Raw genomic sequence first — 15,114 nt, 5'->3', positions numbered from 1 at the left:
CGCTGATCGTCGTACCCACCCATGACACACCACAGGCCCGGCAGATGTTCTGCCGGGCCTGTGGTGAAAGGAATGCGCGGTGTCTTACTGGGGCGGGGCCTCGATGGCCTCGGAGGTCAGCAGACCCGCGTTGATCTCGCGCAGCGCGATCGAGAGCGGCTTCTCGTGGACGTGGGTGTCCACCAGCGGGCCGACGTACTCCAGCAGGCCCTCACCGAGCTGCGAGTAGTACGCGTTGATCTGACGCGCCCGCTTGGCCGCGTAGATCACGAGGCTGTACTTCGAGTCCGTAGCCTCGAGCAGCTCGTCGATCGGCGGGTTGATGATGCCCTCGGGCGCGGTGATGGAAGAGGACACGCTCTACCTTCCGAAGAATGGGTGAATGATCAAGCATTGACCGAAAGAAAACATCGATCAACGATCAGACAACTTCCATCAAGGCTAGCAGCTCGCGCGCCACGTCCTCGACGGAGGTGTTGACCAGGGTGGTGTCGAACTCGGACTCGGCAGCGAGTTCGATCTTGGCGGTGTCGAGTCGACGTGCGATGACCTCCGCCGTCTCGGTGCCCCGGCCGGTCAGCCGGCGGACCAGTTCGTCCCAGTCCGGCGGGGCCAGGAAGACGAGCTGGGCCTCGGGCATGGACTCGCGGACGAGCCGTGCGCCCTGGAGGTCGATCTCCAGCAGTACCGGCTCGCCGTTGTCCAGGCGTTCCAGCACCGCGCCGCGCGGTGTGCCGTAGCGGTTGCCCGCGAACTCGGCCCACTCCAGCAGCTCGCCGTTGGCGATCAGTTTGTCGAACTCGTCGTCGCTGACGAAGAAGTACTGGACTCCGTGTCGCTCACCGGGCCGCGGCTTGCGGGTGGTGGCCGACACCGAGAGCCAGACCTCGGGGTGAACCTTGCGCATATGCGCGACGACCGTGCTCTTGCCGACCCCGGAGGGGCCGGAGAGCACGGTCAGCCGCGGACGAACCTCTGCTGCCATAGAGCGATTATCCAGGTTCCCGGGACTGCCCGGGAACGCCGGGAGAGCTACAGGCGGCGCCTCAGGCGCCGGGACTGCCGAACTCACGCTCCAGAGAGGCGATCTGGTTGGAACCGAGACCTCGGACACGCCGGGACTCGGAGATGCCGAGGCGCTCCATGATCTGCTTGGCGCGGACCTTGCCCACGCCGGGCAGGGACTCCAGCAGGGCGGAGACCTTCATCTTGCCGATGACGTCGTTCTCCTGGCCCGTCTTGATGACCTCTTGGAGCGAGGCGCCGGAATGCTTGAGTCGATTCTTCACCTCGGCCCGCTCCCGGCGAGCCGCGGCGGCCTTTTCGAGCGCGGCTGCGCGCTGTTCAGGGGTAAGGGGCGGAAGAGCCACGCCTACGTCACCTCGGATGTCGAACTGTCGGATACGGACCGGTGGGATACCCAGGGGCACCACACCAGGCGAGCGTCCGAACAGCGGTGGAACTGATCCGCTGCTCGTTCCCTCTGGTCGGAGACTAGCGGCCACGGCCGCTCCAGTCAGCGAGAACGAACGAAAAGTCCTGGTCAGCCTCTACCGAATAGTGCATTGCGGACAAAATACCCCGCTTTTGTCCGAGGAAGCACGTTCGATTTCCGTCAAGTCGTGCGGTGAGCCCCTCCGGCGGCCTCCCCGAACGGGGTGAATCCGCGCGCGGCGGGTACGGCGCGCGGGTCCTCCCGGCGGTGCGGCGGCGCGGACGGGTCCTTGAACAGGGCCGTTCCCGCGGCGGTGCCCGGCGCCCCGGCGGGGACGGACCCCGGCGCCCGCCGGGCGGCCGTCAGGGGCCCCGGCAGAGCCCCCGACTGCCCGCCCGCCCCGCCCGGGGGCGGCGGCGTACGTCAGGCGGTGACGGCCGCGCGGATCTCGTCCGCGAAGGCGGCGGCGGCGTCCCGCAGGGCCCCGGTGTCCGGGCCGTGCCGAAGGACGCCCCGCGACACGTTCGGGACGACGTTGCGCACCGCCGCGCCGAAGACCGCCGGGAGGTCGGCGGCGGTGGCGCCCTGGGCGCCGATGCCCGGGGCCAGCAGCGGCCCGTTGATGTCCAGGTCGAAGGAGGACAGGTCGCCCAGGGTCGCGCCGACCACGGCTCCGAAGGAGCCCATCGGGTCGGCGCCCGCGTTCTCCGCCGCCAGGTGGGCCAGCATGGTCGCGCCGATGGTGCGGCCGTCCTCCCGTACCGCCCGCTGGACCTCGGCGCCCTCCGGGTTGGAGGTCAGGGCCAGGACGAAGAGCCCGGCGCCCGACCGGCGGGCCAGTTCGACCGCCGGCGCCAGCGAGCCGTAGCCCAGGTACGGGGAGACCGTCAGCGCGTCCGAGAAGAGCGGCGAGGCCGGGTCCAGGAAGGCCGAGGCGTAGGCCGCCATCGTGGAGCCGATGTCGCCCCGCTTGGCGTCCATGACGACCAGGGTCCCGGCCGCCCGCGCGTCGGCGACGGTGCGTTCCAGCACCGCGACGCCCTTCGAGCCGAACCGCTCGAAGAAGGCGGCCTGCGGCTTGAAGACGGCCACCGACTCGGCCAGCGCCTCCACCACGGTCCGGGAGAACCGCTCCAGCCCGGCGATGTCGTCCGCCAGGCCCCAGGAGGCCAGCAGGGCCGCGTGCGGGTCGATGCCCACGCAGAGCGGGCCGCGGGAGTCCATGGCCTCCCGCAGGCGGGTGCCGAAGGGGGTCACAGAGGGCGCAGGGGTCACAGCGCGGCCTTTCGGGTCTCGGCGCCCACCGCTTCGGCGAGCGTCGCGTACGGGCTGTCGGCCAGGCGCGCGGCCAGGCCCCGGTGGATGGCACGGGCGTAGCACGGGCCCTCGTAGATGAAGGCGCTGTAGCCCTGGATCAGGGTGGCCCCGGCCAGGATGCGCTGCCAGGCGTCCTCGGCGTCCTCGATGCCGCCGACCCCGACGAGGACCAGCCGGTCCCCCACCCGGGCGTACAGCCGCCTGAGGACCGCCAGCGAGCGTTCCTTGACCGGGGCGCCCGAGAGGCCGCCGGTCTCCCCGGCCAGCTCGGGCGCGGAGGTCAGGCCCAGGCCCTCGCGGGCGATGGTGGTGTTGGTGGCGATGATCCCGTCGAGGCCCAGCTCCAGCGCCAGGTCGGCGACGGCGTCGACGTCCTCGTCGGCGAGGTCGGGGGCGATCTTGACCAGCAGCGGCACCCGGCGGTCGGTCACGGTGCGGTCGGCGGCCTCGCGGACGGCCGTGAGCAGCGGGCGCAGCGACTCGGTGGCCTGGAGGTTGCGCAGGCCGGGGGTGTTCGGGGAGGAGACGTTGACGACGAGGTAGTCGGCGTGGCGGGCGAGGCGCTCGGTGGAGGCGACGTAGTCGGCGGTGGCCTCGCCCTCGGGGACGACCTTGGTCTTGCCGATGTTGACGCCGACGACGGTGCGGAAGACCGCCTTGCGGGCGGCCAGGCGGGCCGCCACGGCCTCGGAACCCTCGTTGTTGAAGCCCATCCGGTTGATCAGCGCGCGGTCCGGCACCAGCCGGAACAGCCGCTTCTTCGGGTTGCCGGGCTGCGGACGCGCCGTGACCGTGCCGATCTCGATGTGGTCGAAGCCGAGCATCGACATGCCGTCGATGGCGACGGCGTTCTTGTCGAAGCCCGCCGCCAGCCCGAAGGGGCCGTGCATCCGCAGGCCGAGGGCCTCGGTGCGCAGCGACTCGTGGCGGGGGGCGAGCCGGGCCGCGACGAAGGTGCGCAGCACCGGGGTGCGGGCGGCGAGGCGAATCCAGCGGAAGGCCAGGTGGTGGGCCTGCTCCGGGTCCATCCGCTGGAAGACCAGGTGGAAGAAGAGTTTGTACATGGTCGAGAAGATCCCTCTGCGCTCGTGAAGCTCATGAAGAGGGGGACACCCGTCGCGAAACCGGTGTCCCCCTCCCCGTCTACGGGCTGTTAGCAGGCCGACAGGTCCTCGTCGCGGGCCGCGGTCAGGTGCTCCGCGTGCTCCTGGAGCGACCGGACGCCCACGTCCCCGTGGCCCAGGGCCTCGATGCCCTGCACGGCCGCGGCGAGCGCCTGGACCGTGGTGAGGCACGGGACGCCGCGCGCCACGGCGGCGGTGCGGATCTCGTAGCCGTCGAGACGGCCGCCGGTGCCGTACGGGGTGTTGACGATCAGGTCGACCTGGCCGTCGTGGATCAGCTGGACGACGGTCTTCTCGCCGTCCGGGCCCTCGCCCTCGCTGAGCTTGCGCACCACGGTGGCGTTGATGCCGTTGCGGCGCAGCACCTCGGCGGTGCCGGAGGTGGCGAGCAGCTCGAAGCCGTGGGCGACGAGTTCGCGCGCCGGGAAGATCATCGAGCGCTTGTCGCGGTTGGCGACGGAGATGAACGCGCGGCCCTTGGTCGGCAGCGGGCCGTAGGCGCCGGCCTGCGACTTGGCGTACGCCGTGCCGAAGACCGAGTCGATGCCCATGACCTCGCCGGTGGAGCGCATCTCCGGGCCGAGGACGGTGTCCACGCCCGCGCCGTGGATGTCGCGGAAGCGCGACCACGGCATGACGGCCTCCTTGACGGAGATCGGCGCGTCGAGCGGCAGGGTGCCGCCGTCGCCGGTCCTCGGCAGCAGGCCCTCGGCGCGCAGCTCGGCGATGGTGGTGCCGAGCGAGATGCGGGCGGCGGCCTTCGCCAGCGGGACGGCGGTCGCCTTCGAGGTGAAGGGGACGGTCCGGGAGGCGCGCGGGTTGGCTTCGAGGACGTAGAGGATGTCCCCGGCCATCGCGAACTGGATGTTGATCAGGCCGCGGACGCCGACGCCCTTGGCGATGGCCTCGGTGGAGGCGCGCAGCCGCTTGATGTCGTGGCCGCCGAGGGTGATCGGGGGCAGGGCGCAGGCCGAGTCGCCGGAGTGGATGCCGGCTTCCTCGATGTGCTCCATGACGCCGCCGAGGTAGAGCTCGGTGCCGTCGTAGAGGGCGTCCACGTCGATCTCGATGGCGTCGTCGAGGAAGCGGTCGACCAGCACCGGGCGGGTCGGGGAGATCTCGGTGGACTCGGCGATGTACGACTCCAGCCGGGTCTCGTCGTAGACGATCTCCATGCCGCGCCCGCCGAGGACGTAGGACGGGCGGACGAGGACCGGGTAGCCGATCTCGTCGGCGATGGCCTTCGCACCCGTGAAGGTGGTGGCGGTGCCGTGCTTGGGGGCGGGCAGGCCGGCGTCGGCGAGGACCTGGCCGAAGGCGCCGCGGTCCTCGGCGGCGTGGATGGCCTCGGGCGAGGTGCCGACGACGGGGACGCCGTTGTCCTTGAGCGCCTGGGCGAGACCCAGCGGGGTCTGGCCGCCGAGCTGGACGATGACACCGGCGATCGGGCCGGCCAGCGACTCGGCGTGGACGATCTCCAGCACGTCTTCGAGCGTCAGCGGCTCGAAGTACAGGCGGTCGGAGGTGTCGTAGTCGGTGGAGACGGTCTCCGGGTTGCAGTTGACCATGACGGTCTCGTACCCGGCGTCGCTGAGCGCGAAGGAGGCGTGGACGCAGGAGTAGTCGAACTCGATGCCCTGGCCGATGCGGTTCGGGCCGGAGCCCAGGATGATGACCGCGGGCTTCTCGCGCGGGGCGACCTCGGACTCCTCGTCGTAGGAGGAGTAGAAGTACGGGGTCTTCGCGGCGAACTCGGCGGCGCAGGTGTCGACCGTCTTGTAGACCGGGCGGACCCCGAGCGCGTGGCGGACCTCGCGGACGACGTCCTCGCGCAGGCCGCGGATCTCGGCGATCTGGGAGTCGGAGAAGCCGTGGCGCTTGGCCTCGGCGAGCAGCTCGGGGTGGAGCTTGTCGGCGGCGGCCAGCTCGTCCGCGATCTCCTTGATGAGGAAGAGCTGGTCGACGAACCAGGGGTCGATCTTCGTGGAGTCGAAGACCTCTTCCTGGGTGGCGCCGGCGCGGATGGCCTGCATGACGGTGTTGATGCGGCCGTCGGTGGGGCGCGCCGCGGTGGCGAGGAGCTCGTCCTTGTCGCCGGGCTCGCCGACGAAGGTGAACTGCGAGCCCTTCTTCTCCAGGGAGCGCAGGGCCTTCTGGAGCGCCTCGGTGAAGTTGCGGCCGATGGCCATGGCCTCGCCCACCGACTTCATGGTGGTGGTGAGGGTGGAGTCGGCGAGCGGGAACTTCTCGAAGGCGAAGCGCGGGGCCTTGACGACGACGTAGTCGAGGGACGGCTCGAAGGAGGCCGGGGTCTTCTCGGTGATGTCGTTGGGGACCTCGTCGAGCGTGTAGCCGATGGCCAGCTTGGCGGCGATCTTGGCGATCGGGAAGCCGGTGGCCTTCGACGCGAGCGCCGAGGAGCGCGAGACGCGCGGGTTCATCTCGATGACGATGACGCGGCCGTCGGCGGGGTCGATGGCGAACTGGATGTTGCAGCCGCCGGTGTCGACGCCGACCTCGCGGATGATCGCGATGCCGATGTCGCGCAGCCGCTGGTACTCGCGGTCGGTGAGGGTCATCGCCGGGGCGACGGTGATGGAGTCGCCGGTGTGGACGCCCATCGGGTCGAAGTTCTCGATGGAGCAGACGACGACGACGTTGTCCTTGGTGTCGCGCATCAGCTCCAGCTCGTACTCCTTCCAGCCGAGGATGGACTCCTCCAGGAGCACCTCGGTGGTCGGGGAGAGCGTCAGGCCCTGGCCGGCGATGCGGCGCAGCTCCTCCTCGTTGTGGGCGAAGCCGGAGCCGGCGCCGCCCATGGTGAAGGAGGGGCGGACGACGACGGGGTAGCCGCCGAGGATGTCGACGCCCTGGATGACGTCGTCCATCGTGTGGCAGATGACCGAGCGGGCGGACTCGCCGTAGCCGATCTTCGCCTTGACGGCCGCGACGACGCCCTTGAAGAGGTCGCGGTCCTCGCCCTTGTTGATGGCCTCGACGTTGGCGCCGATGAGTTCGACACCGTACTTCTCCAGCACACCCTGCTCGTGCATGGAGATGGCGGTGTTCAGCGCGGTCTGGCCGCCGAGGGTGGGCAGCAGCGCGTCGGGGCGCTCCTTCGCGATGATCTTCTCGACGAACTCGGGGGTGATCGGCTCGACGTACGTGGCGTCGGCGATCTCCGGGTCGGTCATGATCGTCGCGGGGTTGGAGTTGACCAGGATGACCCGCAGGCCCTCGGCCTTGAGGATGCGGCAGGCCTGGGTGCCGGAGTAGTCGAACTCGGCGGCCTGTCCGATGACGATCGGGCCGGAGCCGATGACCAGGACGGACTGGATATCGGTGCGCTTAGGCACGATCGGCCTCCATCTGGGCGGTTTCCATCAAGGACGTGAAGCGGTCGAAGAGGTACGCGGCGTCGTGCGGGCCCGCGGCGGCCTCGGGGTGGTACTGGACGGAGAACGCCGGCCGGTCGAGGAGCCGGAGGCCCTCGACGACGTTGTCGTTGAGGCAGACGTGGGAGACCTCGGCGCGGCCGTAGGGGGTCTGGGAGACCTGGTCGAGGGGCGCGTCGACGGCGAAGCCGTGGTTGTGCGCGGTGATCTCGACCTTGCCGGTGGAGCGGTCCTGGACCGGCTGGTTGATGCCGCGGTGGCCGTACTTCAGCTTGTAGGTGCCGAAGCCGAGCGCGCGGCCCAGGATCTGGTTGCCGAAGCAGATGCCGAAGAGCGGGGTCCCGCGCTCCAGGACGGCCCGCATGACGGCGACGGGGCCGTCGGCGGTGGCGGGGTCGCCGGGGCCGTTGGAGAAGAAGACGCCGTCGGGGGCGACCGCGTAGATGTCCTCGACGGTGGCGGTGGCGGGCAGGACGTGCACCTCGATGCCGCGTTCGGCCATCCGGTGCGGGGTCATGCCCTTGATGCCGAGGTCGACGGCGGCGACGGTGAAGCGCGCGGCGCCGACCGGGACGGCTTCGCCGTCGGGGCCGAGCGCGGGGACGACGTACGTCTCCTTGGTGGCGACCTCGGCGGAGAGGTTCGCGCCCTTCATCTGCGGGGCTCGCAGGACCCGGGCCAGCAGCGTCGCGTCGTCCGCGAGGGAGGCACCGGAGAAGATGCCGACGCGCATGGCGCCGCGCTCGCGCAGGTGGCGGGTGAGGGCGCGGGTGTCGATGCCGGAGATCCCGACGACGCCCTGCTTCACCAGCTCCTCGTCCAGCGAGCGCCGGGAGCGCCAGTTGGACGGGGTGCGCGCGGGGTCGCGCACGACGTACCCGGCGACCCAGATGCGCGAGGACTCGGGGTCCTCGTCGTTGACGCCGGTGTTGCCCACGTGCGGGGCGGTCATCACGACGACCTGCCGGTGGTACGACGGGTCGGTGAGGGTCTCCTGGTAGCCGGTCATGCCGGTGGAGAACACGGCCTCGCCGAAGGTCTCCCCCACAGCGCCGTAGGCGCGGCCGCGGAAGATGCGGCCGTCCTCCAGGACGAGTACGGCGGGAGCTTTGGCTGCTCCCCTGGTGGAGGTCGTCATCGTTCGGCGCCTTCCGTCGTGATGGATTGGTTCATGAGGTTGACGGCTTCGACCCAGGCGGCGTGTTCGGCCGCGCGGTCGGAGCGGAATCCGGAGTCGATCAGCTTGTCGCCGTGCGCCCAGGTGACGACGAGCAGACCGCCTTCGGTGAGTACCTTGCCCGCGATCCCCTTGTCGAGGCGGGCGCCGCGCAGCTGCGCGGCCGGTACGAAGAAGTCGTTGGCCCCCGGCCGGACCACGTCCAGGCCCGCGTCGGTGAGCGTGAGCTCGACCCGGCTGCGGACGCCCAGGCCGTGGGCGACGATCCGGTCGAGCCACTGCCCGGCGGTGGTGGACCCGTGGTACCGGCCGGTGAGGGCGAGCCGGTGGGCGGGGAGACCGTCGGGGGCGGCGGGCAGCTCCGGCAGATCGCTCTGCAGTGCGCCGCGCCATTTCCAGCCCTGCCGCATCAGCCAGTACACGAAGGCGATGAAGACGAGCAGACCGAGCACCCACGCGATGCGCGCGCCCCAGTCCGTCACCTCCGCCGACCGTCGTTCGGCGGCCTCTGCGGCCAGTTGGATTACTGCAGGTGTCACGCCAGCGTCCCGTCCACGACCGTTGCCCGGCCCCGCAGGAAAGTGTGAGTGACGCGACCCGGCAGCTCACGGCCCTCGTAGGGCGTGTTGCGGCTGCGGGAGGCGAAATGCGCGGGGTCCACGACACCACGGTACGAGGTGTCGACCAGCGTCAGGTTCGCGGGTTCGCCCACCGAGACGGGACGGCCGTGTCCGGCCAGTCCGCCGATGCGCGCCGGGGCGAAGGACATCCGCTCGGCGACGCCCGCCCAGTCCAGCAGGCCGGTCTCCACCATCGTCTGCTGGACGACGGAGAGCGCGGTCTCCAGGCCCACCATGCCCATGGCGGCGGCGGCCCACTCGCAGTCCTTGTCCTCGTGCGGGTGCGGGGCGTGGTCGGTGGCGACGATGTCGATCGTGCCGTCGGCGAGCGCCTCGCGCAGGGCCATGACGTCGCGCTCGGTGCGCAGCGGCGGGTTGACCTTGTAGACCGCGTTGTACGAGCGGACGAGCTCCTCGGTGAGGAGGAGGTGGTGCGGGGTGACCTCGGCGGTGACGGCGATGCCGCGGGCCTTGGCCCAGCGGACGATCTCGACGGAGCCGGCGGTGGAGAGGTGGCAGATGTGGACGCGGGAGCCGACGTGCTCGGCGAGGAGCACGTCCCGGGCGATGACCGACTCCTCGGCGACGGCGGGCCAGCCGCCGAGGCCGAGTTCGGCGGAGACGACGCCCTCGTTCATCTGGGCGCCCTCGGTCAGGCGGGGCTCCTGGGCGTGCTGGGCGACGACGCCGCCGAACGCCTTCACGTACTCCAGGGCGCGGCGCATGATGACGGCGTCGTCCACGCACTTGCCGTCGTCGGAGAAGACGGTGACGCGGGCGGCGGAGTCGTGCATGGCGCCCAGCTCGGCGAGCTGCTTGCCCTCCAGGCCGACGGTGACGGCGCCGATGGGCTGCACGTCGCAGTAGCCGGACTCCTTGCCGAGCCGCCAGACCTGCTCGACCACGCCGGCGGTGTCGGCGACCGGGAAGGTGTTGGCCATCGCGAAGACGGCGGTGTAGCCGCCGCTCGCGGCGGCGCGGGTGCCGGTCAGGACGGTCTCGGAGTCCTCGCGGCCGGGCTCGCGCAGGTGGGTGTGGAGGTCCACGAGGCCCGGGAGGAGGGTCAGGCCCGCGGCCTCGACGAGGGTCGCGCCCTCGGCGGACAGGTTCCGGCCGACGGAGGCGATGGTCTCGCCGTCGATCAGGACGTCCTGCGCCTCGCCGCCGAGGACCTTCGCACCACGGATCAGGATCTTGCTCATGGTTACTTGCTCTCCTCGGTACGGGCGGCGGGGGTGGTGGGGGTGGTGACGGCGGGCCCGGAGCCGCCCAGCAGCAGGTACAGGACGGCCATCCGGGTGGAGACGCCGTTGGCGACCTGTTCGACGGCCGTGCAGCGGTCGGAGTCGGCGACCTCGGCGGTGATCTCCATGCCGCGGTTCATCGGGCCGGGGTGCATCACGATGGCGTGCCCGGGCATCTTCGCCATCCGCTCGCCGTTGAGGCCGTAGCGGCGGGAGTACTCCCGCTCGGTGGGGAAGAAGGCGGCGTTCATGCGTTCGCGCTGCACCCGGAGCATCATCACCGCGTCGGACTTCGGCAGCACCCGGTCCAGGTCGTACGAGACCTCGCAGGGCCAGCTCTCGACGCCGATCGGGACCAGCGTGGGCGGGGCCACGACGGTGACCTCGGCGCCCAGTGTGTGCAGGAGCTGGACGTTGGAGCGGGCGACCCGGCTGTGCAGGACGTCGCCGACGATGGTGATCCGGCGGCCGTCGAGGTCCTTGCCCAGGCCCGCGTCCCGGCCGACCAGGCGGCGGCGCATGGTGAAGGCGTCCAGCAGGGCCTGGGTCGGGTGCTCGTGGGTGCCGTCGCCGGCGTTGACCACGGCGGAGTCGATCCAGCCGGAGGTCGCGAGCCGGTAGGGGGCGCCGGAGGCGTGGTGGCGGATGACGACCGCGTCGGCGCCCATGGCCTCCAGGGTCAGCGCGGTGTCCTTGAGGGACTCGCCCTTGGAGACCGAGGAGCCCTTGGCGGAGAAGTTGATGACGTCGGCGGAGAGCCGCTTGGCGGCGGCCTCGAAGGAGATCCGGGTGCGGGTCGAGTCCTCGAAGAAGAGGTTGACGACGGTGAGCCCGCGCAGGGTGGGCAGCTTCTTGATCGGCCGGTCGGCCACGCGGGCCATTTCCTCGGCGGTGTCGAGGATGAGGACGGCGTCGTCGCGCGTGAGGTCGGCGGCCGAGATGAGGTGGCGCTTCATCCGGGTGGCTCCGTAGGTCGTGAGGGCAGGCTGACGGGCGGGGGCGGGGTGCGGGCAGGGCAGAGCTCGGCGCGGACCCCGCCGGGGGCCCGCGTCGGTGAGAGCTACTGTCCTGCTGCCGGGGCGGTCCGCTGGCCGAGCAGTACGGCGTCCCGGCCGTCCTCCTCCTGGAGCTGGACCTTGACGGTCTCCCGCAGCGACGTGGGGAGGTTCTTGCCGACGTAGTCGGCGCGGATCGGCAGCTCGCGGTGGCCGCGGTCGACGAGGACGGCGAGCTGCACGGCGCGGGGCCGGCCGAGGTCGCCGAGCGCGTCGAGGGCGGCGCGGATGGTGCGGCCGGAGAAGAGGACGTCGTCGACGAGGACGACGAGACGGCCGTCGAGGTCGTCACCGGGGATCTCGGTGCGGCCGATCGCGCGGGCGGGCTTCATCCGCAGGTCGTCGCGGTACATGGTGATGTCGAGGGAGCCGACCGGGATCTTGGTGCCGGTGATCTCTTCGAGCTTGGCGGCCAGCCGGCGGGCGAGGAACACACCGCGGGTGGGGATGCCGAGGAGGACCACGTCGTCGGCGCCCTTGGCGCGTTCGACGATCTCGTGGGCGATCCGGGTCAGGACCCGGGCGATGTCCTGGGCCTCCAGTACGGGGCGCACGGCATCGGGGTGCCCGGCGGTGCGGGCGGAATTCTGGGCGTCCATGAAAAGGACCTCCTTCTCCGCCTCACGGGACGGACCTTAAAGGACGTCTGATGTACGCCTCCCACGGTACCAGGGGGATTCCCCGATTCCGTACCGGAACCGGTGCACGGCGGCGCACAGGGGCCGCGAGGCCCCTTCCCGGAACCGCCGGGGGGACCATTCGGCTTGACGCACCCAAGTAACGCTGCGTAACCTCACAGTGAGTTACCAGCCGCGCGGCGGAGCCGCATGTCGTCCATGTAGTCACAGCGTCACAGCGTCCGGGAGCCTTATGTCCAGCGAATACGCCAAACAGCTCGGGGCCAAGCTCCGCGCCATCCGCACCCAGCAGGGCCTTTCCCTCCACGGTGTCGAGGAGAAGTCCCAGGGCCGGTGGAAGGCCGTGGTGGTCGGTTCCTACGAGCGCGGGGACCGCGCCGTGACCGTCCAGCGCCTCGCCGAGCTGGCGGACTTCTACGGGGTGCCGGTGCAGGAACTGCTGCCGGGCACGACTCCCGGCGGGGCGGCCGAGCCGCCGCCGAAGCTCCGTCTCGACCTGGAGCGCCTGGCGGGCGTCCCCGCCGAGAAGGCCGGCCCGCTCCAGCGGTACGCGGCGACCATCCAGAGCCAGCGCGGGGACTACAACGGCAAGGTGCTGTCGATCCGCCAGGACGACCTGCGCACCCTGGCCGTCATCTACGACCAGTCCCCCTCGGTCCTGACCGAGCAGCTGATCAGCTGGGGCGTCCTGGACGCCGATGCCCGCCGCGCCGTGGCGCACGAGGACATCTAGTTCCAGGGCTCCGGCCCAGCAGAAACGTTACCGGCGGGTGCCGGGAGCCGAAGGGCTTCCGGCACCCGCCGGTTTCTCGTTCCCGGGCCGGGGCGCTGTGCCGGGGCCGGTGCCCCGGCACACCGGAAGGGCCCGCGGCGCGGATGCGCTGCGGGCCCTTCCGTACGGCGTGGAGCCGGTGGTGCCGTACGGCTCAGCTCTCGCTGCGGCGCAGGTTGGGCTTCAGGTCCTTGAACCGGGCCAGCAGCCCGTTCACGAACGAGGGGGACTCGTCCGTCGAGAACTCCTTGGCCAGCTGGACGGCCTCGTCGATGGCGACGGCGTCCGGGGTGTCGTCCACCCAGATCAGCTCGTACGCACCCAGCCTCAGGATGTTGCGGTCCACGACCGGCATCCGGTCGAGGTCCCAGTCCACGGCGTAGGTGATGATCAGGTCGTCGATGCGGTTCACCTTGTCGGCGTACCCCTCGACGAGATCCATCGTGAAGGCGCTGACCGGCGGCTGCCGGTCGTCCGACCGCGCGTGCCGGACCCAGTCCGCGAGAACCTCGCGCACGGGTACCCCGCGCTGGTCGGCCTCGAACAGGATCTGGAAGGCGCGCTTGCGCGCATTGCTCCGAGCAGACACGGGTTAGTTGCTCTTCCGGCCGAGGTAGTCGCTGGTACGGGTGTCGACCTTGACCGTCTCGCCCGTCGTGATGAAGAGCGGGACCTGGATCTCGTAACCGGTCTCCAGCGTCGCCGGCTTGGTGCCGCCGGTGGAACGGTCGCCCTGGACACCCGGGTCGGTGTGCTCGATCTTCAGCTCGACGGCGGCCGGCAGCTCGACGTAGAGCACCGAACCCTCGTGCTGGGCCACGGAGGCGGTGAAGCCCTCGATCAGGAAGTTGGCGGCGTCGCCGACGGCCTTGCGGTCGACCATCAGCTGGTCGAAGGTGTCCATGTCCATGAAGACGAAGTACTCGCCGTCCATGTACGAGAACTGCATGTCACGGCGGTCGATCGTGGCCGTCTCGACCTTCGTGCCGGCGTTGAAGGTCTTGTCCACGACCTTGCCGGACATCACGCTCTTCAGCTTGGTGCGCACGAAGGCCGGGCCCTTGCCGGGCTTGACGTGCTGGAACTCGACGACGGACCAGAGCTGGCCCCCGTCGAGCTTCAGCACCATGCCGTTCTTGAGGTCGTTCGTGGAAGCCACGGTTGCGGAATCTCCTGCACTGGAAGACCACGGGTGCGCGCACAGCCCGGCGAGGCGGGCTAGAGCGCGAGCAGCTCCTTGGTCGTAATGGTGAGTAGCTCGGGACCGCCGTCCGCCTCGGGGCGTACGACGAGCGTGTCATCGATCCGGACACCGCCCCGGCCCGGGAGGTGAACCCCCGGTTCGACGGTGACCGGCACGCAAGCGTCCAGTTTACCCATGGCCGTAGGTGCAAGCTGCGGGTCCTCGTCGATTTCGAGGCCGACCCCGTGTCCGGTGGACGCCGCGAGCTCCTCCCCGTGCCCCGCGGAGTCCAGTACGGAGCGTGCGGCACGGTCCACGTCGCGGCACGCGGCCCCGGGCAGCAGCGCCTCCCGCCCGGCCCGCTGGGCGGCGAAGACGAGTTCGTACAGCTCGATCTGCCAGTCGGCGGGGGTGGTGCCGATCACGAAGGTCCGGCCGATCTCGCACCGGTAGCCGCGGTAGTTGGCGCCCAGGCAGACGGAGAGGAAGTCACCCTCCTCCACCCGCCGGTCGGAGGGCCGGTGCCGGGAGCGGCCGGAGTGCGGGCCGGTGCCGACGGAGGTCGGGAAGGCCGGCCCGTCCGCCCCGTGGTCCACGAGCCGCCGCTCCAGCTCCAGCGCGAGGTGGCGTTCGGTGCGCCCGACGAGGATCGACTCCAGCAGCTCGCCCAGGGCCTGGTCCGCGATCTCGGCGGCGATCCGCAGGGAGGCGATCTCCTCCTCGTCCTTGACCAGGCGCTGCTGCTCCACGGCGGTCCCCAGGTCGGCCAGGCGCAGCCGGGGCGCGACGGAGCGCAGGGCCCGGTGGCGGGCCACGGTGAGGTGGTGCTCCTCCACGGCCAGGGAGTCGGCGCGGACGGAGGCGGCCAGGTCGGCGGCGGCGACGGCCGGGTCCCCGCCGGGGCAGGACAGTACGGAGACCCTGAGCCGGTCGTCGAGCCGCCCCTCGCCCGCCTCGCCGGTGGGCGGGCCGCCGCAGAACAGGACGTCCTCGGCCGGTCCGACCAGCAGCACGGCTCCCGGCGGGGAGCCCCCGGAGAGGTAGCGGACGTTCGCCGGACGCGTGATCAGCGCGGCGGCGTTGCCCGCCGCGGCGCAGCGGTCGCGAAGCAGGCCCCGGCGGGCGGCGTACACGTCTGACATTCTTCGAGCCTA

The 15,114-nt window shown here is 71.0% G+C and carries 15 protein-coding genes; 1 reads left to right on the top strand and 14 read right to left on the bottom strand.

The window, feature by feature from the left end; genetic code table 11:
- Window positions 1–84 precede the first annotated feature (84 nt).
- The 11 genes from rpoZ to pyrR all read right to left on the bottom strand — a co-directional run bounded on the left by rpoZ (window position 85) and on the right by pyrR (window position 11,966).
- Window positions 85–357, bottom strand: coding sequence for a DNA-directed RNA polymerase subunit omega (gene rpoZ, locus ACIA5F_RS27950; RefSeq protein WP_266910431.1), 273 nt, complete (start codon window positions 355–357; stop codon window positions 85–87).
- Between the two features lie 64 nt (window positions 358–421).
- Window positions 422–985: a guanylate kinase gene (gmk, locus tag ACIA5F_RS27945; protein ID WP_399357669.1), complete on the bottom strand. Its 564-nt coding sequence runs from the start codon at window positions 983–985 to the stop codon at window positions 422–424.
- A 61-nt stretch (window positions 986–1,046) separates the two neighbouring features.
- A complete protein-coding gene (locus tag ACIA5F_RS27940; protein WP_399357667.1) occupies window positions 1,047–1,370 on the bottom strand; it encodes an integration host factor in 324 nt (107 codons plus the stop codon).
- 488 nt (window positions 1,371–1,858) lie between these two features.
- Window positions 1,859–2,692 (bottom strand): orotidine-5'-phosphate decarboxylase, encoded by an 834-nt coding sequence (gene pyrF / locus ACIA5F_RS27935; RefSeq protein ID WP_399357693.1) that lies wholly within the window; start codon window positions 2,690–2,692, stop codon window positions 1,859–1,861.
- Between the two features lie 14 nt (window positions 2,693–2,706).
- On the bottom strand, window positions 2,707–3,816 hold the full coding sequence (locus tag ACIA5F_RS27930) for a quinone-dependent dihydroorotate dehydrogenase (protein ID WP_399357665.1): 1,110 nt from the start codon (window positions 3,814–3,816) through the stop codon (window positions 2,707–2,709).
- An 89-nt stretch (window positions 3,817–3,905) separates the two neighbouring features.
- A complete protein-coding gene (carB, locus tag ACIA5F_RS27925; RefSeq protein WP_399357663.1) occupies window positions 3,906–7,232 on the bottom strand; it encodes a carbamoyl-phosphate synthase large subunit in 3,327 nt (1,108 codons plus the stop codon).
- On the bottom strand, window positions 7,225–8,409 hold the full coding sequence (gene carA, locus ACIA5F_RS27920; protein WP_399357661.1) for a glutamine-hydrolyzing carbamoyl-phosphate synthase small subunit: 1,185 nt from the start codon (window positions 8,407–8,409) through the stop codon (window positions 7,225–7,227). Before carA ends, carB begins: the two co-directional genes overlap by 8 nt.
- Window positions 8,406–8,987, bottom strand: a complete 582-nt coding sequence (locus ACIA5F_RS27915) for a hypothetical protein (RefSeq protein ID WP_399357659.1) — start codon at window positions 8,985–8,987, stop codon at window positions 8,406–8,408. Before ACIA5F_RS27915 ends, carA begins: the two co-directional genes overlap by 4 nt.
- On the bottom strand, window positions 8,984–10,270 hold the full coding sequence (locus tag ACIA5F_RS27910; protein WP_399357657.1) for a dihydroorotase: 1,287 nt from the start codon (window positions 10,268–10,270) through the stop codon (window positions 8,984–8,986). The genes ACIA5F_RS27915 and ACIA5F_RS27910 overlap by 4 nt, the downstream gene beginning before the upstream one ends.
- Before the next feature lie 2 nt (window positions 10,271–10,272).
- Complete coding sequence (locus tag ACIA5F_RS27905; RefSeq protein WP_399357655.1) at window positions 10,273–11,268, bottom strand: aspartate carbamoyltransferase catalytic subunit; 996 nt, start codon at window positions 11,266–11,268, stop codon at window positions 10,273–10,275.
- A 104-nt stretch (window positions 11,269–11,372) separates the two neighbouring features.
- The gene (gene pyrR, locus ACIA5F_RS27900; RefSeq protein WP_399357653.1) at window positions 11,373–11,966 is read right to left on the bottom strand and encodes a bifunctional pyr operon transcriptional regulator/uracil phosphoribosyltransferase PyrR; all 594 of its coding nucleotides are present in this window, start codon (window positions 11,964–11,966) and stop codon (window positions 11,373–11,375) included.
- A gap of 271 nt (window positions 11,967–12,237) precedes the next feature.
- Here pyrR and bldD point away from each other — a divergent pair, with 271 nt between their 5' ends.
- Window positions 12,238–12,738, top strand: coding sequence for a transcriptional regulator BldD (gene bldD, locus ACIA5F_RS27895; protein ID WP_007263032.1), 501 nt, complete (start codon window positions 12,238–12,240; stop codon window positions 12,736–12,738).
- Window positions 12,739–12,931: 193 nt separating this feature from the next.
- Here the strand turns inward: bldD and nusB are convergent, their stop codons facing one another.
- Genes nusB through ACIA5F_RS27880 form a run of 3 tightly spaced genes read right to left on the bottom strand, consistent with a single transcriptional unit; the run spans window position 12,932 to window position 15,102 of the window.
- A complete protein-coding gene (nusB, locus tag ACIA5F_RS27890; protein WP_399357651.1) occupies window positions 12,932–13,366 on the bottom strand; it encodes a transcription antitermination factor NusB in 435 nt (144 codons plus the stop codon).
- Between the two features lie 3 nt (window positions 13,367–13,369).
- Window positions 13,370–13,936, bottom strand: coding sequence for an elongation factor P (gene efp / locus ACIA5F_RS27885; protein ID WP_399357649.1), 567 nt, complete (start codon window positions 13,934–13,936; stop codon window positions 13,370–13,372).
- A gap of 59 nt (window positions 13,937–13,995) precedes the next feature.
- Window positions 13,996–15,102, bottom strand: coding sequence for a M24 family metallopeptidase (locus tag ACIA5F_RS27880; RefSeq protein ID WP_399357647.1), 1,107 nt, complete (start codon window positions 15,100–15,102; stop codon window positions 13,996–13,998).
- Between the last annotated feature and the right edge of the window lie 12 nt (window positions 15,103–15,114).

Source organism: Streptomyces sp. NPDC051567, assembly GCF_044454165.1.
GTDB lineage: Bacteria > Actinomycetota > Actinomycetes > Streptomycetales > Streptomycetaceae > Streptomyces.
This window is presented reverse-complemented; position numbering and strand designations above follow the sequence as displayed.